Origin of the sequence: Chryseobacterium gilvum, assembly GCF_025628965.1 — a bacterium.
In the GTDB taxonomy this organism is placed as follows: Bacteria; Bacteroidota; Bacteroidia; order Flavobacteriales; family Weeksellaceae; genus Chryseobacterium; species Chryseobacterium gilvum.
In genome coordinates this window covers 18280-42538 of sequence record NZ_JAOTEN010000004.1, presented here as the reverse complement: position 1 = coordinate 42538, position 24259 = coordinate 18280, and the positions used below count along the sequence as shown (strand labels likewise).

25 protein-coding genes are annotated in these 24259 nt (G+C 35.6%); 18 read left to right on the top strand and 7 right to left on the bottom strand.

Features of this window, described 5'->3' with window-relative positions; all coding sequences use genetic code 11:
- Positions 1–156: 156 nt before the first annotated feature.
- From N0B16_RS12085 to N0B16_RS12030, 12 genes are all read left to right on the top strand, one after another.
- Positions 157–774 carry a DUF5715 family protein gene (locus N0B16_RS12085; protein WP_262991204.1) on the top strand — a complete coding sequence of 206 codons (618 nt, stop codon included), beginning with the start codon at positions 157–159 and terminating at the stop codon, positions 772–774.
- A 78-nt stretch (positions 775–852) separates the two neighbouring features.
- Positions 853–1587: a hypothetical protein gene (locus N0B16_RS12080; RefSeq protein ID WP_262991203.1), complete on the top strand. Its 735-nt coding sequence runs from the start codon at positions 853–855 to the stop codon at positions 1585–1587.
- 5 nt (positions 1588–1592) lie between these two features.
- A complete protein-coding gene (locus N0B16_RS12075; protein WP_262991202.1) occupies positions 1593–2213 on the top strand; it encodes a hypothetical protein in 621 nt (206 codons plus the stop codon).
- Between the two features lie 146 nt (positions 2214–2359).
- On the top strand, positions 2360–2971 hold the full coding sequence (locus N0B16_RS12070; protein WP_262991201.1) for a sensor histidine kinase: 612 nt from the start codon (positions 2360–2362) through the stop codon (positions 2969–2971).
- Entirely contained in the window at positions 2961–3638 is a 678-nt protein-coding gene (locus tag N0B16_RS12065) for a response regulator transcription factor (protein WP_262991200.1), read from the top strand. The genes N0B16_RS12070 and N0B16_RS12065 overlap by 11 nt, the downstream gene beginning before the upstream one ends.
- Before the next feature lie 143 nt (positions 3639–3781).
- Positions 3782–5698, top strand: a complete 1917-nt coding sequence (locus tag N0B16_RS12060; protein WP_262991199.1) for an ABC-F family ATP-binding cassette domain-containing protein — start codon at positions 3782–3784, stop codon at positions 5696–5698.
- A 180-nt stretch (positions 5699–5878) separates the two neighbouring features.
- Entirely contained in the window at positions 5879–6202 is a 324-nt protein-coding gene (locus N0B16_RS12055) for a hypothetical protein (RefSeq protein ID WP_262991198.1), read from the top strand.
- 306 nt (positions 6203–6508) lie between these two features.
- Positions 6509–8893, top strand: coding sequence for a TonB-dependent receptor (locus N0B16_RS12050; protein WP_262991197.1), 2385 nt, complete (start codon positions 6509–6511; stop codon positions 8891–8893).
- Positions 8894–8940: 47 nt separating this feature from the next.
- Positions 8941–9513 carry a hypothetical protein gene (locus N0B16_RS12045; protein WP_262991196.1) on the top strand — a complete coding sequence of 191 codons (573 nt, stop codon included), beginning with the start codon at positions 8941–8943 and terminating at the stop codon, positions 9511–9513.
- Positions 9514–9651: 138 nt separating this feature from the next.
- Entirely contained in the window at positions 9652–10986 is a 1335-nt protein-coding gene (locus N0B16_RS12040) for a trigger factor (protein ID WP_262991195.1), read from the top strand.
- A 137-nt stretch (positions 10987–11123) separates the two neighbouring features.
- On the top strand, positions 11124–12086 hold the full coding sequence (locus tag N0B16_RS12035) for a T9SS type A sorting domain-containing protein (protein ID WP_262991194.1): 963 nt from the start codon (positions 11124–11126) through the stop codon (positions 12084–12086).
- 94 nt (positions 12087–12180) lie between these two features.
- Entirely contained in the window at positions 12181–12867 is a 687-nt protein-coding gene (locus N0B16_RS12030) for a hypothetical protein (protein ID WP_262991193.1), read from the top strand.
- An 80-nt stretch (positions 12868–12947) separates the two neighbouring features.
- Here N0B16_RS12030 and N0B16_RS12025 read toward each other — a convergent pair whose 3' ends face one another.
- Together N0B16_RS12025 and N0B16_RS12020 are read right to left on the bottom strand one after the other, a co-directional pair.
- The gene (locus N0B16_RS12025) at positions 12948–13532 is read right to left on the bottom strand and encodes a DUF3109 family protein (RefSeq protein WP_262991192.1); all 585 of its coding nucleotides are present in this window, start codon (positions 13530–13532) and stop codon (positions 12948–12950) included.
- Between the two features lie 3 nt (positions 13533–13535).
- The gene (locus tag N0B16_RS12020; RefSeq protein ID WP_262991191.1) at positions 13536–14441 is read right to left on the bottom strand and encodes a DUF6427 family protein; all 906 of its coding nucleotides are present in this window, start codon (positions 14439–14441) and stop codon (positions 13536–13538) included.
- A 41-nt stretch (positions 14442–14482) separates the two neighbouring features.
- Between N0B16_RS12020 and N0B16_RS12015 the strand changes: the two genes are divergently transcribed.
- Positions 14483–14716: a DUF6341 family protein gene (locus N0B16_RS12015; RefSeq protein WP_262991190.1), complete on the top strand. Its 234-nt coding sequence runs from the start codon at positions 14483–14485 to the stop codon at positions 14714–14716.
- A gap of 77 nt (positions 14717–14793) precedes the next feature.
- On the opposite strand, the gene N0B16_RS12010 is transcribed toward N0B16_RS12015, so the two are convergent.
- From N0B16_RS12010 to N0B16_RS11990, 5 genes are all read right to left on the bottom strand, one after another.
- Positions 14794–15231 carry a universal stress protein gene (locus N0B16_RS12010; RefSeq protein WP_262991189.1) on the bottom strand — a complete coding sequence of 146 codons (438 nt, stop codon included), beginning with the start codon at positions 15229–15231 and terminating at the stop codon, positions 14794–14796.
- A 58-nt stretch (positions 15232–15289) separates the two neighbouring features.
- A complete protein-coding gene (locus tag N0B16_RS12005; protein WP_262991188.1) occupies positions 15290–15895 on the bottom strand; it encodes a fumarylacetoacetate hydrolase family protein in 606 nt (201 codons plus the stop codon).
- Positions 15896–16004: 109 nt separating this feature from the next.
- Entirely contained in the window at positions 16005–16406 is a 402-nt protein-coding gene (locus N0B16_RS12000) for a putative signal transducing protein (protein ID WP_262991187.1), read from the bottom strand.
- Positions 16407–16409: 3 nt separating this feature from the next.
- On the bottom strand, positions 16410–17174 hold the full coding sequence (locus N0B16_RS11995; protein ID WP_262991186.1) for a 3'-5' exonuclease: 765 nt from the start codon (positions 17172–17174) through the stop codon (positions 16410–16412).
- A gap of 57 nt (positions 17175–17231) precedes the next feature.
- Positions 17232–17945 (bottom strand): CDP-alcohol phosphatidyltransferase family protein, encoded by a 714-nt coding sequence (locus N0B16_RS11990; RefSeq protein WP_262991185.1) that lies wholly within the window; start codon positions 17943–17945, stop codon positions 17232–17234.
- An 87-nt stretch (positions 17946–18032) separates the two neighbouring features.
- Here N0B16_RS11990 and N0B16_RS11985 point away from each other — a divergent pair, with 87 nt between their 5' ends.
- From N0B16_RS11985 to N0B16_RS11965, 5 genes are all read left to right on the top strand, one after another.
- Positions 18033–19961, top strand: coding sequence for an LTA synthase family protein (locus N0B16_RS11985; protein WP_262991184.1), 1929 nt, complete (start codon positions 18033–18035; stop codon positions 19959–19961).
- 146 nt (positions 19962–20107) lie between these two features.
- Positions 20108–20527: a DUF2147 domain-containing protein gene (locus tag N0B16_RS11980; protein WP_262991183.1), complete on the top strand. Its 420-nt coding sequence runs from the start codon at positions 20108–20110 to the stop codon at positions 20525–20527.
- Positions 20528–20629: 102 nt separating this feature from the next.
- Positions 20630–21613, top strand: a complete 984-nt coding sequence (locus tag N0B16_RS11975; RefSeq protein WP_262991182.1) for a pyruvate dehydrogenase complex E1 component subunit beta — start codon at positions 20630–20632, stop codon at positions 21611–21613.
- A gap of 107 nt (positions 21614–21720) precedes the next feature.
- Positions 21721–23715, top strand: a complete 1995-nt coding sequence (locus N0B16_RS11970; protein WP_262991181.1) for a KUP/HAK/KT family potassium transporter — start codon at positions 21721–21723, stop codon at positions 23713–23715.
- 67 nt (positions 23716–23782) lie between these two features.
- Entirely contained in the window at positions 23783–24256 is a 474-nt protein-coding gene (locus N0B16_RS11965; protein ID WP_262991180.1) for a Fur family transcriptional regulator, read from the top strand.
- Positions 24257–24259: the final 3 nt, after the last annotated feature.

Below are 24259 nucleotides of genomic sequence, written 5' to 3'. Positions count from 1 at the left end.
ATAATAGTTTTGATTATTTTATTTGTATATTAATAATAATATTAACGCTTTTTATGAGTTATTTTTTATTCATAAAATATTATGTCAATACTTAAAATTAATATCTTTGACGTTCATTAATCACTTTTTTAAAGTAAAATTTTAAAATTGCCTTGAATGAAGAAGTTTTTGTACTTAATTCCTCTGTTTTTTTACCAGTTTTATATAAGTCAGGCCGCAAAGAATACATTGCCTTGTTATGATCTTGCAGAAGTCTTAAAAGTAGAGCCCACTCCGCTTTATAAAATGCATCTGGATGCGTCAAAAGGTTTCGGATTAAAACTTCTTGAAAAAACCTCTACGGTACAGAAATACATTAACAACGGAAAATTTCATAAAATCAAAAAATCAGGGAAAGGCTACCGTGTTCAGAAACTGGATTACAGCAGGCCGTATTTACTTTCCAAGGCAAAATCAACCCTAGAAAAAATAAGTTCAAAATTCAGCAAAGAAACTAAAGGAAGTACACTGACAATATCATCCATAACCAGAACATTGGAAGACCAGTGCAGACTGAGAAAGGTAAACTCAAATGCTTCTCTTGGAATAAGTTCTCATAATTACGGCAATTCTTTCGATATCTCTTATGTAAGATTTAACGATATTTTAAGACCTGATTCTAAGCTGGAAATTGCTCTTGAAAAAGTTTTAAAATACTATGCCGATAATGGGAGAATATTTTATATTAAAGAAAAACAGCAAAGCTGCTATCATGTGACTGTTAAAAATTATTAAGCGTTTATATACCTGCGAAATATTTGCGTAGCATGTTTAGTTTGTATAATTTTAAGAAACTAAATAACCTTATATACTATGAGAAAATTAAACATTGCAGAATGCAGAATCGCAACGAATGCCTGGAAAGATTCTTTATCTGATTATTCTGCGATCAAAAGCATGATATCCCCCAATCAGGTTTTCATTTTAAATTTTGATGAAATCAGCTGGCTTCAGAGTAAAAACGAATACAAAGAATTTTGCAGTGATATCGGTGTATATAACAATCAGGTGATTATGATCCTTTGTCCGCTTGATAAATCCGGGCAGAAAATAGTTTTGGAAGACTATCCTTATGTGATTCTCACGGTACTTGATAAAGACCTTCAGCTTTTTGAAAAACAGCAATATACAGTTGTGAAAACGTCGGTACTTTCTAAAGAATTAATGCAGACAAACAGCAATTCTGATATTGCTTTCCCTTTTGCCAATCAGCCTGTAATGGAACAGGATAAAGCTTTGACTGCGATAGAATCCTGGAGAAGCGAAGGAAAAAACTGGTTTTTGGTAGAATGCAATGCCCCTTTTAACGGAAGCAGGATTTTTGAAAGGTTTTATGTTCCGGCAGAAGATCTTACTTTTCCACAGGAAGGCCTGAATGCAATTGTATGTACTTTTGCGATGAAATATTCTGATGTGTATCAAAGGATGTTGGTAAGCATGATTTTTATTTCGTTTTACAATAATCTGGGAAATGATGTTACCAGCAACTCATTTATTTCAAATACCTACGACTGGTCGAGACCGTGTCCTCCTATTTGTGAGCTTTAAAAGAAATGCACAGCTATTTTATAATTACCTGGGGAATTACCAACATTCTGCTGCTTATCGCTTCTTTGGCGGGAAGTATAAAATTTCCGTTTTTAAAAAGCGAAGAAAGGCAATATGTTTATTATCTGGGTTTTTTATTCCTTATTGAAGCAATAACAAATGTTTTAACGAGCGTTTTTCATTACAAGAATACTTCATTTTTATATCCGGTTTATATCGCGGGAGAGTTTTTCTTGCTAACCACTTTATTAATGAGAAAACTTCATCTTTCAAAATACTGGATGCTTCCTGTTTTAGTCCTTTCTTTAATTTTTTTAGGGGGGGATCAGGTTTTTGATACATTTAATAATGATATTGCCAAAGTGATTTCCAATATCATTATTATTTCTTTTGCAGGGTATTTATTATTACAGCAGATTAAAAACGGCAAAACGGTAAACCGGTTTACATTTCCGGATGCCTGTATTTTTTTTTATTATTCGGTATCGGTATTTATTTTCATCATTCAGCATCAGATTGCATCGCTTACGGAAGACAATTATTATATGATTTTAGGCACCAATAATATCCTGTCGAGTATTTTATATGGTTCATTTTTATATACCTTCGTCACATTAAAGAAATAACGCTAAATATCAGTTTTCTTATCCTTATAATTGTTACCATAGCAATTATCGTATTTTTTATTCTTTTAGCGTATAAAACATTTATTACAAGAATAATAAAAGAGCAAAATGCGCAGCATGAAGCAGAAGTTTTTCATCAGAAGCAATTGGCTCTGGAAAATACAAAAGCGCAGGAAGAAGAACGGAAAAAAATTGCTATTTTGGTACATGATGACATCGGAAACAGGCTTAATATCCTTTCTTTATGGCTGAATAATCTCAATACTGAAGGTGATGAAGCGATCAGGAAAAACATCTCAGATCAGATGTCGGCTTTGATCGACTCTGCGAGAAATATTTCGCATTCATTATATCCCGTCAATCTCGAATCGGTAGGTTTGGTTTTGTATATAGAAGAACTGGTGATCAATTTATCCCAGAGAATTGCGATTTCGTTACAGGTAAGCCCAAAGTACAAAAAGAAAGATATTTTTACGGAAGTTCAGCTGTACAGGATTATCCAGGAATTCACCACCAATGTTATCAAGCATTCTGAAGCTACAAAAATAGGAATCTATATCAAAGAGTATTCTCATCATCTTGTGCTGATTATTTCAGATAACGGACAGGGTTTTGAGTATCAAACCGTAAAAAAAGGAATGGGTATAAAAAATATAGAATCCCGCATAAAATCAATTAATGCCCAGTATAAATGGAAAAGTGCAACCCAGAAAGGAAGCAGATTAATCATTATAATTCCTGAAGAAAATGGAAACTAAAATTAAACTCGCATTGCTGGATGATGAGCAGCTGATTCTTGAAGGCGTAAAACTATTGTTGTCAGGTGAAAAAGAATTATCGGTTATGTTGACGGCAAATAATGGCCCGGATTTTATCGAATCGCTCGGCAAACTGTCACAGGAAGATTTCCCGCACATTGCGCTTATCGATGTGCAGATGAAACCCATGAACGGCTTTGAAGTGGTAGCAATTCTTAAAGAAAAATACCCGGATCTTAAAATTATTATCCTTTCTTCCCATTATAAAACGACCATTCTGGGCTATATGGTAAAACTGGGTGTTTCAGCTTTTCTTCCGAAGAATTCTGATAAAAAAACCTTTATCGAAGCCATTACAATGGTTGATAAAAACGGCGTGTTCTTCACTGCAGAAGATCACAAAATGCTGTTTTCGTATATGAACAGTTCTACAAAGAAAAAATCACTATTTGATATGGATGATGATCTCTCGGAGCGGGAAAAAGACGTGGTAAAGCTCATTTGCAAAGAATTCACCAATAATGAAATTGCCGAAAAGTTATTTATCAGCCCGAGAACTGTAGAAAGCCACCGTCAGAGAATTGTAGAAAAGATAGGTGCCAAAAATACAGTGGGAATTGTTATTTATGCAATAATCAATCATATTTATCCGTTGGAAGGATTATAAATGTAGAAGAAATTATATTAACTGAAAACAGGATTGGTCATTTTTCCGGCTCATTTTATTTATGGCGCATTCATTTCTTTTTATGTATTTTTGCACCCGAAAAAGATTCACTACTCAATATTCATTTTAATTTCATTTAAGAGATGCTTTCGGTTCAAGGTTTAGGATTACATCATTCAGGTACTTATTTATTTCAGAATGTCAATTTTACCATCAAAAAAGATGATAAAATCGGATTGGTAGGTAAAAACGGTGCCGGAAAATCCACTTTACTCAAAATGCTTTCCAAAGAAATCACTTTCTTTGAAGGGGTGGTGGTTCCGGAAGGAAATATTACCATCGGATTTCTGAAACAGGATCTTGATTTTGTAAAAGGAAGAACAGTCTGGAACGAAACCATGCAGGCTTTTGAGCAGATCAATGCCTGGAAAAACGAACTGGAAGAAGTGAATAATCAGCTCACCACCAGAACCGACTACGAAAGTGATGCCTACACCGATATCATTAATAAAATGACTGAGCTGAATGATCTTCTTATGCATCATGATGCTTATAATCTGGAAGGAGATGTGGAGAAAGTATTGTTCGGGTTAGGCTTTAAAGCAGATGATTTTCATAAAATTACCGATGAGTTTTCCGGAGGATGGAGAATGAGGATCGAACTGGCAAAACTGCTGCTCCAGAAAAACGATCTGATGCTTCTGGATGAGCCCACCAATCACCTCGATATGGAATCTATTATCTGGCTGGAAGACTTTTTAAAAGATTATCCCGGAGCGATCGTATTGGTAAGTCACGATAAACAGTTTATGACAGCAGTCTGCAACCGTACTTTTGATGTCAATAACAGAAAAGTAGATGATTATAAGGCCAATTATTCAAAATATCTCGTGATGCGTGAAGAGCGCCGTGAAAAATTGATTCAGGCTAAAAAAAATCAGGATGCAGAGATCAAGCAGATGGAAGACAATATCAATAAATTCCGTGCAAGTGCGACCAAAGCATCTTTTGCACAGTCATTGATAAAAAAATTAGACAAAATCGACCGTATTGAAGTAGATAATGAAGACGTTTCTAAATTCAATATCCGTTTTGTACAGTCTGTCGTTCCGGGAAAAGTTATTTTCGAAGCGGAAAATTTAGGAAAAGCCTACGGCAAAAAACAGATTTTCGATCATGTAGATTTCATCGTTCAGCGGGGAGACAGAATTGCGCTTCTGGGACAAAACGGGCAGGGAAAGACTACTTTAGCCAAAATTCTTGCCGGCGATATCAAAGATTATTCAGGAACATGGAATTTAGGCCATAACGTAAATATAGGATATTTTGCCCAGAATCAGGAAGAGGTTTTAACACCCAATAAAACCGTTCTGGAAGAAGCTGAAGATTCTGCAACCGAAGAAACGAGACCCAGAGTAAGAGATTTATTAGGATCGTTCCTCTTTCAGGGTGAAGCGGTCAATAAAAAGACTAAAGTACTTTCCGGAGGAGAACGAAACCGTTTGGCACTGTGTAAGCTGTTGCTTCGTCCGTTCAATACCCTGATCATGGATGAGCCTACCAATCACCTTGATATTCAGTCTAAAGAGATCATCAAGCTGGCTTTGCAGAAGTTTGAAGGAACTTTAATCGTAATTTCCCACGACAGGGAATTTTTACAGGGACTGTGTGATAAAATCTATGAATTCCGGGACGGAAGAATGAAAGAATTCTTGGGAAGTGTAAATGAATATCTGGAATTCAGACAGAAAGAATCCATCAGAGAAATTTCCGCCGAAAAAGCAAAGCTTCATGATGAAGAAGTAAAAGTAGAAGTAAAACCAGAGCCGAAACTACAATCTCAGACTCAGATCGTAAGCAAAGAACAGAAAAATATACAGAACAAATTAAAAAAAGTGGAAGAAAAAATTTCCGAACTGGAAACCGCCATTGAAAAGATGGAAGCCTCTTTCACCACAGAAAATCCTTCTGACGAAACGCTGGAAAAATACAACAAAACCAAAGAAGAACTGGATGTTGCCTTACAAGAATGGGAATATTTGGGTACCCAATTGGAGTAAATTACAAGAAGGTAATCTATCAATACATTAACCCTTCCAGCGTTTTAAACGCTGGAGGGGTTTTTCATAAACGAAAATCCAACATCATCTAAAAACAACACGTATTATTCCGTATAAGATTTCAATTTTTATTCTTATTTTTGAATGATGATTTTTAAAGAAAGCAGAAATCTGAAGAACTTGATCTCCAAACTTTTGTTTGGGATCTACTTCATTGCGCTGTTTTCTCAAAATTTTCACAATCACAGTTCTGAAGAAGTTTTTAAAAATTTCAATTTCAAAAAATCAGAAAATACAGTCGGCAAAAATATAGCAAAAGAAAAAGCCGCCGATTGTTTGGCCTGTCATTTCTTGGCAAACGGAAATACCTTAGTTCCTGAAGAATTCAGCTTTCACTTTGAGAATCATACTCATGAAGCAGAGCAAATTCTTGCTGTTCAGGAAAAAATCTGGTCCCAGACAAAATTTACATTTCAGCTTCGGGGTCCTCCTACAATTTCATAATTTATAGATTTATTTAACGGATTTTTATTTAAATTTTTTAGAATTTAAATATACTCAAATGCATGAGGTAATTTAATCAATCAACATGATGTTATGAACCATTAAGGTGAATTTAGAATTAAGCTTCATTAAAAATATCAAGGAGATTTTACTATGATTCTAAATTCTTAAAACAAATCTTAATGATTAAAATTCATCATCAAGGCTGATATTTTACATTTAAAATCCAATCATTTTTTTTAAACAAACAAACTTTACAGGGGTTGCCTATTGCAAGCTTAATAAAGTCAATTCAATCTATTTATAATGAAACTGATATATAGTATATTGCTCATCCTCTGTGGATTGGCAATGACAAGTGCACAAAAAACATTTGTGGTTCAGGGTACCGTTCAGGATTTTCACGACAAAACCATGCTTGAAAACGCAGTCGTAAAAATCGGAGATTTTACCGTAAAAACAGATCAAAAAGGAAATTTTTTATTTAATAAAATTCCTCCCGGGAATTATATGCTCATCGCAAAACATCCTGACTGTAATGATTACATCAAAAATATTGATATTACACAAAATGTTCACCTGTCGATCATGTTGGAACATCATATTCAGGATATTGAAACGGTGACCATTCACGGAAATCACAAAAGCAATGGCTCTTTAATTGTAAAAACACTCGACAAATCGGAAATAGAGAGAAATTCTACTGAAAATCTTGGAAATGTATTGTCAAAAATTTCGGGAGTTTCTACTTTGAAAACGGGGAATAATATTTCAAAACCAATTATTCACGGGTTGTACGGAAGCAGAATTTCTATTTTGAATAACGGGGTAAAACTTGCCGAACAGGAATGGGGAGTAGAACATGCACCGAATGTGGATATTAATAATTTTCAGCATATTGACGTGATCAAAGGAGCTTCTGCATTGAAATACGGAAGCGACGCGATCGGAGGGGTTGTCGTTATGGAACCTGAAATTTTTCCTAAAAAAGATACGATAAAAGGTTCTGTGAATCTATCTGCCATCTCAAACGGAAGAGGTATGGGATTGGACGCCGATGTCGCCAAAATCTGGAAAAACGGCTGGGCTGTAAAATCTGGCGGAAGTATAAAAAAATCAGGTGATCAGAGCGCACCGGATTATAACCTTAAAAATACAGGGATGGATTTTTCTGCCTTTAATTTTACAGTTCAGAATAATGCGTATGATAAAGGAATTTCGTTTGATTATTATCTTACGAATCAGAACATCGGGATTTTGAGAGATTCTCATGTTTCTACAACAGGTGATTATAACAGAGCGATGACAGCTGTTTCACCGATATATTCGGGCAGTTTCAGTTATGATATTGATAATCCGAGACAGGTAGTTGCACATCATATTGCCAAAGTTTCTGCCTTTAAAAGATTCGAAAATATAGGAAAGATATCTGCAACATACAGTTATCAATACAATCACAGAGAGGAATATGACATCCGAAGGGGAGAGCTCAAGGAAATCCCGTCTCTGGATCTGGAATTGATGACGCATCAGTTTAACCTGAATGATTTGCTGGAAAGAGAAAAATGGTCTCTGGAAACCGGTATTGACGGGAGCTTTCAAAATAATTATTCTGATCCTGCGACAAAAGCCAGACGTCTGATCCCGAATTATGATAAATATGCTGCAGGGTTTTATTCGGTTTTTAAATATAAAATTTCCGGTGATTTTAATTTTGAAACGGGAGCGAGATACGACTTTACCCGGTATGATGTGACCAAATGGTATGACAAAAGTGATTGGGAAGGAAAATATGCAGACGTTTTTCCGGAATTTTATGTAAAAACTGACCAAAACAGGGTTTTAACACGTCCCAAATTCAATTATAATAATGTTTCCTTCAATGCAGGTCTGGAATATCACCCGAGTCCTGTTTTTAATCTGAAATTCAATTATGCGAAAGTAGGAAGGTCTCCGAATGTTGCAGAACTGTTTTCTGACGGGTTGCATCATTCCGCAGGAATTATTGAAACCGGAGATATGCGGTTGAAAAACGAGCAGGGACATCAGTTTAATCTGACGGCAGATTCAAAATTGAATATTTTGAAAGGGTTGAATCTTTCTGTAAACCCTTATTTTTTTATGACTAAAAATTTCATTAATGAAGTTCCGGTCGGGATCAAAGGTACAATAAGAGGGGTTTTTCCCGAATGGGCATATCAACAGATTGATGCCAAAATGTATGGTTTGGATCTGGATATTAATTTTAAAATCACTAATGATCTTACCTATGTTGGAAAAGGAAGCTATGTTTACGGGCAGGACGAAACCAACAATGAACCCTTAATTTTAATGATGCCCCCGAATTTTTCAAATGCATTGCAGTTTAAAAAAGAAAAATGGAATTATTTCTATTTTACACTAGAAAATCAAACGTTTTTAAAGCAAACCAGGTTTCCGGTCAGAAATGCCGAATTAGAAATATATGAAAACGGAGAACTGGTCAGCAAAACAGTCGATTTCAATACACCTCCCAATGGATATTCGCTCTGGAATATTCAGACAGGGATTAATATCAGTAAAAATCTTTCTGCGGGTCTTACCGTAAATAACCTATTTAATACTTCGTACAGAGATTATCTGAATCGTTTGAGATTCTTCGCAGATGAGGCAGGAAGAAATATTATTTTAAACTTTAGATACAGATTCTAAGGCTTTAAAAATTATTCAATAAAATTATCAATCTTAAATTTACTAAAATGAACACATTATTCAATACAAAAAATATTATCAGATTATTAACGGTTTTACTCATTACAATTGCTGTGGTCTCTTGCCAGAGAAACGGCTCGGCAGAGGAAGATGATCTTCCGCAGGAAGAACTCACGAATATTATATTATTGGTAAAAGAGGATGTTCCGGGAGCAGTTACCATAGAGTATAATTACAGCATTGGCGCAGGCGGAATACCTACAATTACTCTTACCAACGGGAAATCTTATATCGTTGACGCAAAATTCAGAAACGGAAATGAGGACGCTACAAATGAAATTATTGATGCTAAAGATGAGCACTTTCTTATTTTTGATTTCCCGAAATCTACCATTAATATCACCAGATTAGACGGGAACGATCTTAGAAATGACGGGAAAAGAGTAGGGTTAAAAACAAAATGGGAAGTTGTAAATGGAGTAGACTCTCCGTCCCCATTTTTAAAACTAGATCTGATCCATTCTCCTCAAAGTGTAAACGAAGCAAAATCAGGAACTGCATGGGGAAGTGTAACAGGAGGAGAAACCGATGCTGAAGCTACTTTTTATCTTACAAATTGATAAAAGACTTTCCGATTAATATGCCATTGAAATTTTCAGTGGCTTTTGCGTCTAAAGATTTGATGACGAAGAATTTATCTTTCATGGTTTGTTTTAATAAAAAATTCATATTTTTGCAACCTAAAATTTTAATCAATAATGAAGGTTACCGCAAAAAACCATGATGATGTAAGTGCATTGCTTACAGTAACATTGGAGAAATCTGACTACAAGGAAAAAGTAGAAAAGCAATTGATTAATTATGCTAAAAACGCACAGGTTCCTGGCTTCAGAAAAGGAAAAGTGCCTTTGAGTATGGTTAGAAAGCAATATGAAGCAGGGATTGCATTCGAAGAGATCAATAAACAAGTTTCTGATGCTTTGAATAACTATATCAACGAAAACAAACTAAGATTAGTTGGTCAGCCAGTTCCGCAGCCAGTGAATGATTTTAATCATAATGCAGAGCAGCTGGAAGTTGCTTTTGAAGTTGGTTTCGAACCAGAATTCACGATAGATTTGGCTAAATATGAAGCGGCACATTACAAAGTAGAAGCTTCTGAAAAAGAAATCAATAAAAGCATTGAGAATATGCAGAAGCGTTTTGCAGAGCAGGTTCCGCAAGACAAAATCTCTAAAGATTCTTATATCAATGTAGAAATTTCTCAGGTAGTGGAAGACGATGCCGAAGGAGAGCACCACCATCAGCCAAAGAATGCGACCATTACTGCTGAAAATAAAGAAGCATTCAAATTGGTAAAATCTTTGAAGATGGATGATTCTGTAAAAGTTTCTAAAGAAACGCTTGCTTCTGATGAGAATCTGGCTAAAGAATTAGGATTTACCAAAGAAGAAGTAGAGCATCTGCACCACAACGAAGTAGAAGTAAAGGTAAAAGATTTCTACAGCTTAAATCTGGCTGAGCTCAATGAAGACCTTTTCAATAAAGTATACGGTGAAGGAAATGTAAAATCTGAGGACGAGCTGAAAGCAAAGGTAAAAACTGAATTAGACGAATATTTCCAGCAGAATGCAGATGTACATTTTGTAAATAAAGTATTGGAGCAGATCACTGAGAAAGAAGAAGTGAAGCTTCCCGAATCTTTCCTTACAAAATGGTTGGTATTCTCTAATCAGAACATTCAGACGGAAGAGCAGGCAAAAGAAATTCTTGAAGCTGAAAAAAACCAGTTAAAATATCAGATCATCGAGGGTAAATTGATGAATGATAACAATATCCAGTTAGAATATGCTGATGTTTTGGCGCAGGCTGAGCAATTGGTAAGAAATCAATTGGCAATCTACGGAATTCACCATTTAGGAGATGAAGAAATCCAGAAATATGCCGTTGAAATGCTGAAAGACCAGGAGCAGGTAAGACAAATATCTTCAGAAGTAGCCATGGCAAAACTGAAAGATGTGATTCTTGAAAAAGCAACCAAAAAAGAAACGGCTATCTCTCACGATGAGTTTTTAGAGGAGCTTAAAAAGTAATTAAGTTTACAATAGATAAAAAAACCACCAGATTCTGGTGGTTTTTTTTATATACAATAGTATTCCAAATGATGTAGAATTGAAGTTTTATGAAGTTAAATATTTTTATATCTTTATGATAATCAAAATTTTACTATATGAAAGCAAATCAATTTTTTATGAAACCGGAGAATGTGAAAATCAGCATCTGGTCCAGAATAAATAAAAGCAGAGCACTTGCTGTTTTATTCGGTTTGGTTTTAATGTATTTCAGTACTAATACATTAAGAGCGCAAGTTTCAAAAGTAATCCCTGAAAACAATACGAGCGGAACTTTTTTAGGACCTTTTGTAAATTCAGCCAGAACCTATCAGATGATTATTGATGATTCTCAGCTCACTACGCTAGCCGGGAAATATCTTACTTCAATTTCATTCAGACTTCCGGGTAGTGCTACTGCTGCATGGCCCGCTTCAGATGCTACATTTCCGAGCTATGAAATTTTCCTTAGCAACGGAGTAGATCCGGTAAACAGACAGCTTGATTTTGCCGCCAATGTAGTAGGTACCCAGACTCAGGTAAGATCCGGAAGTATGCTGGTTCCCGCCGGTGTACTTACAGCGGGTTCTGATCCTAATGCGTTTACGTATGATATTACATTTAATACGCCTTATCTCTATACCGGAGGAAATAATCTTGTGATCGAAATCCGACATACGGGAAATAATGTATCAAGCGTCTCCACACATTCTGCCCTTACAAGTGCATCCGGATACGGAAGCTTATTTACGGCATGCTGGAAAGGTACAGGAAGCGTGACGCAGGCGAATTTTTCTTTTGTTAAAATCAATTCCGTAAATAATCTGGGCGTAAGATCTGTAGAACTCGATGAAAGCGTATCGGTATACCCCAATCCTGTAAAAGATAATCTGTATGTGAAATCAGCAAAAGATATTGCAGAATTTCATGTATTTAATATGGTAGGCCAGAAAATATATTCTCAAAAGAATAATTCAGAAAAACCGCAGCTGAATGTATCCAATTTAGCAAAAGGTAATTATATACTGCAGATGATTGATAAAAACGGAAATACGAGTATTGCAAGATTTATTAAAGAATAACAATACAATAACTTTTTTATATTATATAGAACAAAATAATTCCATCTTAGACAATATCCTTATATTTACAGCTTCAAAAAAGAAAATTTTAAATATGAAAAAGATAATTCTTCCGTTTTTCTGCGCAGTGGTTTTTTCTACTCCTGCAATGGCTCAAAAAACATCTACGGCTACTGTAAAAACGGCGGCTTCTACCTCACAAATCACTCCAAAACAGGTGATTGATAACTATCTTACAGCACTTGGCGGTAAGGCAAAATTAGAAGCTGTAAAATCGACCGTTACAGAAAACACGATTGCTGTACAGGGGATGGAAATTACCATGTCTACCAAAAAGATGGGAAATAAATTTAAATCTGTACAAACCGTGATGGGACAACAGATGACCCAGCTTTTCGACGGGGAAAAAGGATATTTTGACCAGATGGGAAAGAAAAACGATATTCCTGCAGATAAAATCGAAGATCTTAAAAAAGGAAGGCCAATTGATGCGCTTGCGTATGATCCTGCCACTTTCTCTACCGTAGAAGTTGAAAAGATTGACGGAAAAGACTACAATGTTCTGTCTTCCAAAAAAGGAAAATTCTATTTTGATGCTTCTACAGGATTATTGTCAAAATCAATTTCCAATGAAGGAACAGCTGTTGTAAAAAGCTATATGACGGTAGATGGAATTAAATTCCCTGCAGAAATTGCTGCAGAAGGCGGCGGACAGCAGGTGGTGATCAAAACAACCAAAGTAGTGATCAATTCCGGTGTGAGCGATGCCGATTTTCAATAAATAAATACACTCTAAATAACGAAGACCGGAATACACATTCCGGTCTTTTTTTATATTGTAGTTCAGCTTCTTCTGAAATCTTAACTTCCATATTCTTTTTTCCACTCTTCCGCCACACTGCTGAGTGTATTGTAAAAATCTTCACCGTACTTTCTAGTAAGAGGTGTTTTAAGAAATTTATATACCGGAACTTTCAATTCTTTTCCTAAAACGCAGGCATCATTGCAAATAGGCCATTCATGATAATTTAAAGCAGTAAAACTGGAATATTCAGTAATCCGGATAGGATAGAGGTGACAGGAAATTGGCTTTTGCCAGTCGATTGCCCCATCTTCATACGCTTTTTCAATTCCGCATTTTGTGGTTCCACGCTCATCAAAAGTGACATATGCACATTCTGCATCTTCAATCATGGGAGTTACATACATACCGTCAACAGGATCTGTTGTCCAGGTTCCCTGCTCTTCCAATGCTTTGATGCCGTCCTGGGTAAGATAGGGTTTTATTTTATCAAAAATATTGTCTAAAATAATCAGCTCATCTTTATCTAACGGAGCACCTACATCACCTTCTACACAACATGCGCCTTTACATTTGGTAAGGTTGCAAACAAATTCTTCGGAGAAAATATCTTCAGAAATTAATTTATCGTCTATTTGAATCATAATTTAAAATAAATTTAAAAAAGTACCGGCTTTAAACATGATTAAGCTGATAATAATAAGCCACATACTGACTTCGCGCATCCAGAATTTGGGTAAAAATTTCAGCATCCTGCTTATAATAATCGTGGCAGGAAGAGCAAGAAGTAAAAGATACTCATAACTGGTATTCATGTAAAGAATAATAGTGACCATCTGTGCAAACGAAAAAACCAGCAAAAAAGTATACTTATATCTGCTTGTTAAGCTTTTCTTATTATAATGGCGGAAGTGGTCATAAATGGCGTAAACAAGCATGAGAAAGATCGGAATGAGAGGATACAGTTCTTTATAATCGGTAACCCATTCCATTTTCCCGAAAGGTAAATAGGAAGTATCCCAGGAATTATACCCCAAAAAAAGCATTACTGAAAAATAACTGAAAGCAATCAGGATATTGCCCAGAATAAACCTGAAAATATTCAGTCCTATTCTTTCTGAAGTTGCGATTAAATGGATCAGCACAAAAAAAGCCATCGGCCATGTCGCAGGGAGAAAAATAAAGTTGAGTGCAACAATAGATCCTACAAGAACGTAAGATTTTTTCCGGATGTCTTCGTTGGTACTTGTAAGGAGCAAAATAAGAAAGGAGTTGGTAAGCAGTGCAACGGCGATGCCGATGTCTAATCTCCCCGGATAAAGCCCGAAAATAAAAAATGTATACAGGAATAACGGTAAATGAGTATGGTAATTCAGAGCAATTGTATTAAAGCAGAAATATCCCAGTGCAATTCCTAAAAATGTAATGCCTGCGATAACAGCTTCATAAGTGTTGAAATTCAGTATATTAAAGATGATTACTACTAAAAGAAGAAAACCAATATAAACAGGAATTGAAAAAATATTGCTTTCTTTTGAAAGTAATTTAAACATTTTTTATAAATTTGTGCAAAGTTAATTTAAAAAAGGAAAAAATGACGTCTTTCTTTCTGTTCTTAAGCAAAGTTTTCAAATGGTCTTTCGGTTTTTACGAAATTTTTGGAAATGTTTTAAACTGGATTCTATTTGTAGTTTGCTGCGTACTTTTTACATACTGGTGCTATGTACTGGCAGTAAAATTAGGCGGAGACAAAGACAAAGAATATTTTTCTCCTACGGAAGGTAAAAACCCGTACTACGATCCGAAGATCTATAAAAAAGAAGGTTAATTAATTGGTTATATAGTGAAAATCCGATCAAAATTAAATTTGATCGGATTTTTTTGGTATCTAACAATTAACATTTTTTAATCGTGAATAGGAATTACCAGTACAGGAATAGTAGATTTTTTTGTAAGGCCTTTCGTAAGACTTCCTACAAAAACATCATATATTCCGCTTCTCCCGTGAGAACCCATTACAATGAAATCGGCATTTTTGGTTTGGGCATAATCTAAAATAACATCTACCGCATTGCCCTGTTTCAAAAGATGCTCACAGTCGATATCCTGCGCAAGAATATTCTGGTTGATTTTATTAAGAAGAATAAGCTCTTGTCTTATTTCGTTTTCTTCCACTTCCGGGAAATACTGATATCCCATATCTCCTATGGCGAAGCCAATATCGGTAGGTGCAACGTGTATCAGATTCAGTTTTCCGTTTACCTGCTTGGCAAACTGAACAGCAGCTTCTACAAGGCGATCTGTTTTTTCGCCAAAATCTACCGGTAATATTATATTGATCATATCTTTCATTTTATTGGTCTTTTAAAGATAAGAAAAATTAAGAAAAGGAAGGTAAAAATTAGAATATTCTAAGATCCAAAGTTTTTTCTTCCTCCAGATAAGCCTCCAGAACGTCATTTTCAGATACTTTTCCCACCCCTTCCGGAGTACCTGTGAAGATAAGATCTCCCACTCTCAAAGTAAAATATTGGGAGACAAATGCAATAATATCATCTATTTTAAAGATCATATCTTTGGTATTTCCGAGCTGTACCTGCTCTTTATTTTTTAACAGGGAGAACTGAAGGTTTTCCAGATTATATTCTTCTTTTTTAAAGAAATTTCCAACTACCGCAGAGCCGTCAAAACCTTTTGCCAGTTCCCACGGCAAACCTTTAGATTTCAGGTCACTCTGAAGATCCCTTGCCGTAAAATCAATTCCTAAACCGATCTCTTCATAATGTTTATGAGCGGTTTCTTTTTGGATGTATTTTCCGCCTTTAGAAATTTTCACCACCACTTCAAGCTCATAATGTACATCGTTTGAAAACTCAGGAATATAAAAATCATTTCCTTTTAAAACTGCCGTATCAGGCTTCATAAAGATAACCGGTTTATCCGGAACGGCATTTCCTAGTTCCTTTGCGTGTTCGCTGTAATTTCTTCCTATGCAGATTATTTTCATACCGTATTATTTTTTAATCATTTTAAATTTTTAAACCCTTCCAGCGTTTAGAACGCTGGAAGGGTTGTATGTTAAGGGTTACTTACTACATTTTTTAGATAATTGCACATTAATTATGCATAAACTCATTCTCACAGTAGTAGCAGATAAATTTATGACTGGTAATCAGAGAGATACCGAAGAAGCTCGTTGCGCTGTCGTCCCTGTAAATGTGATTGGAACCGCATTTCGGGCATACAAAATCAAATTTCGGATCTTCAACAGTATGTTCTACTTCGAGTGCGGTTTTATCATTTTCATTATACTCTTGTAATATTTTTCCGGCATTTTCAAAATCGTTTTCGAAAACCTGCAGCTGAATTCCGCCTAAAGCCTGAGACAGGAGCCAGTCAGACTGTATCGTCTGTTCATTGGCAATAAAGCTCTGGATATTATTTTCGGCTAAGATCTGCTTATCGCGATTGGCTTCAATGGCGTTTTCGTAGAATTTAAATTTAACTAAATCATTCATAGACTAAAATTTACTGGAAAGTTGAATTTTTGTAAAAATCTTTTTAGTATACAGCGGGAAATCAGCATTTTGAAGCCATCCGTAATAGCCGAGATCTTTTTTAAAAATCTCTTTTACTACTTGTCCTTTATATTTTCCGAAAGCAAAAATTTCCTCATTTTTATCATTAAAATGGATCATTCCTGCTAAATCTGCATTTTTATTGTGAAAACTAAATTCACTTAATGCGTTGATCTCCTTAGGAACCGATTCATATTTTCCGACCTGTGCATCCAGAACTTCAAAGGTTGCCAAAACATCCGCTTCCGCAGAATGGGCATTTTCCAGAGTTTTGCCACAGTAAAACTGGTATGCCGCACCCAGGTTTCTGGGTTCCATTTTGTGATAAATTGTCTGTGCATCAACAAGTTTAAATTTATTCAGATCAAAATCGAAATCGGCACGCAGCAATTCTTCCGCAAGTAAAGGAACGTCAAATCTGTTTGAATTGAAGCCTCCCAAATCTGCACCGGTAATCATTTCCACTACTTTTGGAGCAATTTCCCGGAATGTAGGAGCATCTTTAACATCCTGATCATAAATCCCGTGAATTTCGCTGCATTCTTTGGGAATAGGAATCTCAGGATTGATGCGCCATGTTTTACTTTCTCTGGAAGAATCTGGGTTAACTTTTAAGATACAGATTTCAACGATTCTGTCTCTTCCGACATTGGTTCCCGTTGTTTCAAGGTCAAATATGCAGAGTGGTTTATAAAGTTTTAAATTCATTGTAAGAAGTGTATTGAAAATTAGAGATTATGAATTATAATTGAACTCAAAATCTTCCTATTTAAGCTGTTTCTGGAATAGAAGTGAAATAAAGATATAATAGAGAATCACAAGCGGAATTCCGACAAATTGAAATATAATCAAAATCAGAATCGCACCGATTACTAAAGCCAGCTTCGGATAATTATCCTGCAGCTTCATCGATTTGAATTTCATTGCAATCATCTTGATCGGACTGATTAGAAGCCAGGAAGAAGTAATGGTTAGAACCAATAATAAAGCCTCATTTTTGAATAGAAAGCCAAAGCTTTGCGTTTCCTTAAAAGCATAAAGTAATCCAAAGATTAAAATGGTATTGGAAGGTGTATTCAATCCTTTAAAATAATACTTCTGGTCTTCATCCAGGTTAAAAATTGCCAGTCTCAGACAGGAGGAAAGAGTGATGAGTAATCCAAAATATTTGATCTGAAAAGGAAGATGCAGTCCTGAAATTTCATTTCCGAAAGGCTCAAGCATCATAAATATGGCCAATCCCGGAATCAAACCAAAGCTTACCATATCTGCCAAAGAATCAAGCTGCGTCCCTAAATTAGAATTGGATTTTAAGGCTCTTGCTACGAAACCGTCAAAAAAATCTAATATCAGAGAACAAATAATGCAGATCGCGGTAGTTTGGTAATCTCCTAGGATAAGATGAATAGCCCCGATGCATCCTGAAAATAAATTCCCCAGTGTAATGGCATTGGCCAGATTATTTTTAATGAAACTCATAAGACAAAAGTACAGCTTTTCACAATTTTATGTCAAAAATTTCCGAACTAAAAATCATCCTATTGCGAATTTGCCGTAAATTTGCGCATGGTTTTTTTTAAAGAATTGAGAAAACAAGAAATCCTGGTTTTAGGCTACAGGATTTTTTTGGCTTTCGTTTTTTATCAGGCAGCAAGATTCCTGTTTTGGTTTTTTAATAAAGATGTTATAAAAATTGACAGTTTGGGAGATTATTCCAGTCTCGCGTACCATGGGATTGCGTTTGATACAACGGCGATTCTGTATGTCAATTCTTTATTTATTCTCCTCAGTCTTATTCCTATTGTAATCAATACCAAAATAATATATCAGAAAATGCTTTTCTGGCTGTATTTTATCACCAACGGAATTGCGTATGCGATGAATTTCGGTGATTTTATTTATTACAGATTTTCGCAGTCAAGACTTACTTCTGCCGCGTTTCAGGTAGCGCAGCATGAATCCAATATTTTCAAAGTGTTTATGGTTTCTGTCAAAGAACATCCTTTTGTCATTATTTGGTTTGTTGTTCTAATGTTTTTCTGGGTGTATCTTTATAAAAAAATAAAAGTAACGGAAAGAAAGCCGGTAAAACTGTTGCCGTATTTTGTTTTGTCTGTCATAGTTCTTTGTATAACCGCAGTTTTGGCGGTAGGCGGTATTCGCGGGGATTTTAAGCATAGTACAAGACCGATCAATCTGGTCGATGCCAATAAGTTTGTAAAAACGCCTTTGCAGGGAAATGTGGTTTTAAACAGCACATTTTCATTTTTCCGGACTTTGGGAACCAACAATTTTAAGGAAGTTCATTTCGTGGACGAAAAATTTATCGAGGATAATATTCAACCATATAAAATCTATGAGCGGCAGGTTCAGAGCAAACCCAATATCGTTATTTTTATTGTAGAATCGTTCGGAAGAGAATATTCCGGAGCTTTTAATAAAGATAAAAATATTAAAGATTATGTTTCATACACTCCTTTTATTGACAGTTTGGCCAGCGAAAGCCTGATTTTCCCGAATACGTTTGCCAACGGAAGACAGTCGATTCATGGGATGAGCAGTATTTTGGCGGGAATTCCGAGCTTGACAGATGCATTTACCAGTTCACCATATTCCAATCAGAAAATACAGTCTATTGTTTCGGTATGTAACGAGATGGGATATGATACTTCATTTTATCATGGCGCTCCCAACGGTTCGATGGGTTTTTTAGGATTTGGAAATATTTTAGGGTTTAAACATTATTTCGGAAAAGATGAATATCAAAATGATCAAGATTTCGACGGAATGTGGGCGATTTGGGACGAGCCGTTTCTGCAGTATTTCGCTAAAAATGTAGGAAAGAAACAGCCTTTTATGGCAACAGTTTTTACCGCTTCATCACATCACCCTTTTAAGATTCCTGAAAAATACAACGGGAAATTCAAAAAAGGCAAAATTGAAATGCATGAACCGATTCAATACACCGATTATGCCATTAAAAAATACTTTGAAACGGCTAAAAAACAACCCTGGTTCAACAATACGATTTTTATTTTCACGGGAGACCATACCAATGAAATTTTTTATCCGGAATATGAAAAAGCAATGAACCGTTTTGCAGTTCCGCTGATTTTTTATTCACCCAATTCTCAGTATAATTTAAAGGGCATCAATAATCAATGGGCACAGCAGATTGATATTTATCCGACATTAGCAGATTTAATAGGATATAATAAGAAAATCAGAAGCTGGGGAACAAGTCTAGTGAGTGATAAAAAATATCCTTCTTTGATTGTCAATTCAGACGGTACTTCAGAACAGTTTATCATCGGGAATTATATCTACCGTTTTGACGGTAAAAGCATCATCGGAATTTATGATAAAAACGATCTTGGATTTGAAAAAAACCTGAATGACCAGCTTAAAACTTCTGAAGCAGAAAAAGGAAAGCAGGTTGCAAAAGCCTGGTATCAGGATTATATGGACCGCGTGATGAACAGAAAACTGAACTGATTTTAATACTGTTTAATTTTTGAATTGCCGAAAACTCTATGATATATGCTTTGGATAGTAAAAAATAGTGGTTTGTTTAAAATTTATTTATATTTTTAACTATCGAACAGATATTGTATCTATATCTAAAATTAAACTAAAGAAATATGAAAAAATTACTAGCAGTACTGATGCTTTCTTTTTGCAGCGTCATGTCTTTTGCCCAGATCGAAGGAAAATGGAAAACCATAGATGACGAAACAAAACAGGCAAAATCGATCGTAGAGATCTTTAAAAAATCGGATGGAAAATATTACGGAAAAGTTTCCCAGCTTCTGATTAAACCCGCAAATCCTAATTGTGTAGGCTGTAAAGACGACCGTAAAGGAAAACCAATCCTTGGAATGGAAATTATCAGAGGATTAGAAAAAGATGGCGCTGAATTTACAGACGGTACTATTACTGACCCTAAAACCGGTAAAACATACAAATGTACCATTACAAGAATCGGTGATAAGCTGAATGTAAGAGGATATATGGGAGTTTCTATCTTAGGAAGAACACAGGTTTGGCAGAAAGTAAATTAAAAAATCTTATATAATTTAAAAAAAGGCATCTCATCAGAGATGTCTTTTTTGTTGCGTTGTAATAAAATCACTATTTTTGTAGTCTAAATTTTTCAAATAAATATGGCAGAATATACTTTTCGTGAGGTAATTGCACAGGCAATGAGCGAGGAAATGCGTAAAGACGAATCCATTTTTTTAATGGGAGAAGAAGTAGCGGAATATAATGGTGCATACAAAGCTTCAAAAGGAATGCTGGACGAGTTTGGTGCTAAAAGAATTATCGATACTCCCATCGCAGAGCTTGGCTTTACCGGTATTGCCGTAGGAGCTGCAATGAATGGAAACAGACCGATTGTAGAATATATGACCTTCAATTTTGCGCTTGTAGGGATTGATCAGATCATCAATAATGCTGCAAAAATCCGCCAGATGAGCGGCGGTCAGTGGAGCTGTCCGATTGTGTTCCGTGGTCCTACTGCTTCTGCAGGACAGTTGGGAGCAACGCACTCACAGGCTTTCGAAAACTGGTTTGCCAATGTTCCGGGTCTTAAAGTAGTCGTTCCTTCCAATCCTTATGATGCAAAAGGCCTTTTAAAAACGGCTATCCAGGATAATGATCCTGTAATTTTCATGGAATCTGAACAGATGTACGGAGATAAAATGGAAATTCCTGAAGAAGAATATTATATCCCGATCGGAAAAGCCGAGATCAAAAGTGAAGGGACTGATGTAACATTGGTTTCTTTCGGAAAAATTATGAAATTAGCCATTCAGGCAGCTGAAGATATGGCTAAAGAGGGAATTTCTGTCGAGGTGATTGATCTGAGAACGGTTCGTCCTTTAGATTTTGATACGGTTTTAACTTCAGTAAAGAAAACAAACAGATTGGTGATTTTAGAAGAAGCATGGCCTTTTGGTTCAGTATCTTCAGAAATCACATATATGGTACAGCAAAAAGCGTTTGATTATTTAGATGCGCCAATCAAAAGAATTACCACTCCTGATGCTCCTGCACCGTATTCTGCAGCATTGTTTGCAGAATGGTTCCCGAAGCTTGAAAAGGTGAAAGAGGAGATTAAAAAAGCAATGTATATTAAATCATAGAAAAAAGCTTCCGAAAGGAAGCTTTTTCATTTATATTATGCATAACTAATTGAGCTTCGCGTCATAAATTTAGTATACATTTGCGCTTTCAAAAATAATTAGCTGACATGGCAGAAGTAACGGAAGGAGGTCACCACCTGGATCTTAAAAAACTTTCATTAGTAGGGGTATTGGTTTCTTTGGGAATCGTTTTCGGAGATATTGGTACGTCACCCCTTTATGTAATGAAAGCAATCGTAAATGCAAGAGAGGCAGGTAGTACGATGCCTTTTAATGAATATATTGAGGGGGCGCTTTCCTGTATTATCTGGACACTGACTCTCCAGACGACGATAAAGTATGTTATTATTGCCTTAAGAGCCGATAATAAAGGAGAAGGTGGTATTTTAGCATTGTTTTCTCTGGTTAAAAACCTTAAGAAACGCTGGCTTTATCTCATTGCTATTGTGGGTGCAGCTGCATTGATTGCTGACGGAGTTATTACACCGTCTCTTACGGTAATGTCTGCGATTGAAGGTCTTGAAATTTATAATCCGCATACCCCGGTTGTTCCGATTACGATAGGGATACTGATTGTCATATTTGTAGTACAGCAATTCGGAACCAGTTTTATCGGTAAATTTTTCGGACCTGTTATGGTGATTTGGTTTCTTATTTTAGGAGGTTTGGGAATCTCTCATTTAAGCGAAAATTTTGAAATTCTAAGATCATTCAATCCTTATTACGCGTATAAACTAATTGCCCATTCACCAAGTGCCATTGTTATTTTGGGTGCGGTTTTTCTTTGTACGACAGGAGCTGAAGCATTATATTCAGATTTGGGACATTGCGGGGCAAAAAACATCAGAGTAAGTTGGGCATTTGTGAAATTAATGCTGATTCTAAATTACTTAGGGCAAGGTTCCTGGCTTTTAAGCAATTACGGAAAAGCGGGATTATCCACCATCAATCCATTTTTTGGTATTATGGAAAGCTGGATGATTTTACCGGGCGTTATTTTAGCAACGGCAGCGGCAATTATTGCAAGTCAGGCATTGATAACAGGTTCTTTCACCATATTTTCAGAAGCAATGTCTCTTAATTTATGGCCAAACCAGAAAATCGACTATCCTTCAGGGGTAAAAGGCCAGATGTACATTCCGAGAATCAACTGGGGGCTTTTGATTTTATGTATTATTGTGGTGCTTCATTTTAAAGAATCAGGAAAAATGGAAGCCGCATACGGACTTTCCATTACCGTAACCATGTTGATGACTACGATGCTGCTTGTGTTCTGGCTTCTCAAGCGCAGAGTAAATAAACTGTTGATTTTGGTTTTTGCATTGGTATATATGGCGATCGAATTAGGATTCTTCAGTGCCAATATTATCAAATTCTTTGAAGGAGGTTGGATTACCGTTATCTTAGGAGGATTTATCGGAGTATGCATGTACGCATGGTACAACGGAAGGCTTATCAAAACCAAATTCATCAATTTTGTAAAAATCGACAGTTATGTATCCATTATTAAGGATATGAAATTAGACGAAACAATTCCTAAATACGCTACCAATCTTGCATATCTGAGCAGAGCGAAGAGACATGATGAAGTAGAATCAAAAATCATCTATTCCATCATTAAAAAGCAGCCTAAAAGAGCAGATCATTATTTTATTTTAAGTATTGTAAATCAGGAAGATCCGTATACTTTTAAATATACGGTTGATGAAATTCTACCGGGAACGGTGTATAAAATCAATTTCCTCTTAGGATTTAAAATAGACCGTAGAATCAATGATTATTTTAATATCGTTTTAAAAGATTTAATGGCAGATGGAGTAATTCCTTCCAGAAGCAGCCATCCTTCTTTACGGGCCCATAATATTCCGCCGGATCTTAAATACGTTGTGATTGATAATACATATATTAATGATATTTTATTGACTGTAAAACAAAAAATAACGCTTAACATTTACAATTTCGTAAAATACATAGGAAGTGATGACTTTAAGTCTTGGGGAGTCACTTCGCACAACGTAGTGGTAGAATCTGCACCTATCACAGAACTTACCGTCTATGACAAAAAAATTGAACAGGCAGAATTTTTGCGTCACAACAGTTAATGGGATATAAAATCCTGGCCGTTTTTATTTAAATAAAAATCGATAAATTTGTAGTATAAATTTTTTAATGGATACTTTACAAAAAGAAAAAAATATAACCTTAATAAAAGACGTTTTAAGAAATTATCTTTTAGAAAAAGGATTTCGAAACACTCCGGAACGGTACACTATTTTAGAAGAAATCTATAATATGGATCATCATTTTAATGTAGATGATCTGTATCTTTTAATGATGCAGAAAAAATACCATGTCTCTAAAGCGACAATTTACAATACGATTGAAATTTTCCTGGATGCAGGGCTGATCCGTAAACACCAGTTTGGTGAAAAAACACTGACTTCATCATCATATGAAAAATCGTATTTTGATAAGCAGCACGATCACCTGGTGATTTATAAGAAAGATTCTGATAAAGAAATTCAGGAGATTATAGAATTTTGCGATCCCAGAATTCAGGGGATTAAAGAAGCTATTGAAGAAGCATTCAATGTTAAAATTAATTCTCATTCGCTGTATTTTTATGGCACCAAGAATGACTGATCA

Excerpts from the sequence above, each read along its gene's own strand:
- N0B16_RS12060 (WP_262991199.1), top strand. The coding sequence starts at position 3,782 with ATGCTTTCGGTTCAAGGTTTAGGATTACATCATTCAGGTACTTATTTA.
- N0B16_RS12000 (WP_262991187.1), bottom strand. The coding sequence starts at position 16,406 with ATGAATGATTTAGTTAAATTTAAATTCTACGAAAACGCCATTGAAGCC.
- N0B16_RS11970 (WP_262991181.1), top strand. The coding sequence starts at position 21,721 with ATGGCAGAAGTAACGGAAGGAGGTCACCACCTGGATCTTAAAAAACTT.
- N0B16_RS12065 (WP_262991200.1), top strand. The coding sequence starts at position 2,961 with ATGGAAACTAAAATTAAACTCGCATTGCTGGATGATGAGCAGCTGATT.
- N0B16_RS12030 (WP_262991193.1), top strand. The coding sequence starts at position 12,181 with ATGAAAAAGATAATTCTTCCGTTTTTCTGCGCAGTGGTTTTTTCTACT.
- N0B16_RS11990 (WP_262991185.1), bottom strand. The coding sequence starts at position 17,945 with ATGAGTTTCATTAAAAATAATCTGGCCAATGCCATTACACTGGGGAAT.
- N0B16_RS11980 (WP_262991183.1), top strand. The coding sequence starts at position 20,108 with ATGAAAAAATTACTAGCAGTACTGATGCTTTCTTTTTGCAGCGTCATG.
- N0B16_RS11965 (WP_262991180.1), top strand. The coding sequence starts at position 23,783 with ATGGATACTTTACAAAAAGAAAAAAATATAACCTTAATAAAAGACGTT.
- N0B16_RS12005 (WP_262991188.1), bottom strand. The coding sequence starts at position 15,895 with ATGAAAATAATCTGCATAGGAAGAAATTACAGCGAACACGCAAAGGAA.
- N0B16_RS12035 (WP_262991194.1), top strand. The coding sequence starts at position 11,124 with ATGAAAGCAAATCAATTTTTTATGAAACCGGAGAATGTGAAAATCAGC.
- N0B16_RS12040 (WP_262991195.1), top strand. The coding sequence starts at position 9,652 with ATGAAGGTTACCGCAAAAAACCATGATGATGTAAGTGCATTGCTTACA.
- N0B16_RS12020 (WP_262991191.1), bottom strand. The coding sequence starts at position 14,441 with ATGTTTAAATTACTTTCAAAAGAAAGCAATATTTTTTCAATTCCTGTT.
- N0B16_RS11995 (WP_262991186.1), bottom strand. The coding sequence starts at position 17,174 with ATGAATTTAAAACTTTATAAACCACTCTGCATATTTGACCTTGAAACA.
- N0B16_RS12010 (WP_262991189.1), bottom strand. The coding sequence starts at position 15,231 with ATGATCAATATAATATTACCGGTAGATTTTGGCGAAAAAACAGATCGC.
- N0B16_RS12075 (WP_262991202.1), top strand. The coding sequence starts at position 1,593 with ATGCACAGCTATTTTATAATTACCTGGGGAATTACCAACATTCTGCTG.
- N0B16_RS11985 (WP_262991184.1), top strand. The coding sequence starts at position 18,033 with ATGGTTTTTTTTAAAGAATTGAGAAAACAAGAAATCCTGGTTTTAGGC.
- N0B16_RS12045 (WP_262991196.1), top strand. The coding sequence starts at position 8,941 with ATGAACACATTATTCAATACAAAAAATATTATCAGATTATTAACGGTT.
- N0B16_RS12025 (WP_262991192.1), bottom strand. The coding sequence starts at position 13,532 with ATGATTCAAATAGACGATAAATTAATTTCTGAAGATATTTTCTCCGAA.
- N0B16_RS12085 (WP_262991204.1), top strand. The coding sequence starts at position 157 with ATGAAGAAGTTTTTGTACTTAATTCCTCTGTTTTTTTACCAGTTTTAT.
- N0B16_RS12050 (WP_262991197.1), top strand. The coding sequence starts at position 6,509 with ATGAAACTGATATATAGTATATTGCTCATCCTCTGTGGATTGGCAATG.
- N0B16_RS11975 (WP_262991182.1), top strand. The coding sequence starts at position 20,630 with ATGGCAGAATATACTTTTCGTGAGGTAATTGCACAGGCAATGAGCGAG.
- N0B16_RS12015 (WP_262991190.1), top strand. The coding sequence starts at position 14,483 with ATGACGTCTTTCTTTCTGTTCTTAAGCAAAGTTTTCAAATGGTCTTTC.
- N0B16_RS12080 (WP_262991203.1), top strand. The coding sequence starts at position 853 with ATGAGAAAATTAAACATTGCAGAATGCAGAATCGCAACGAATGCCTGG.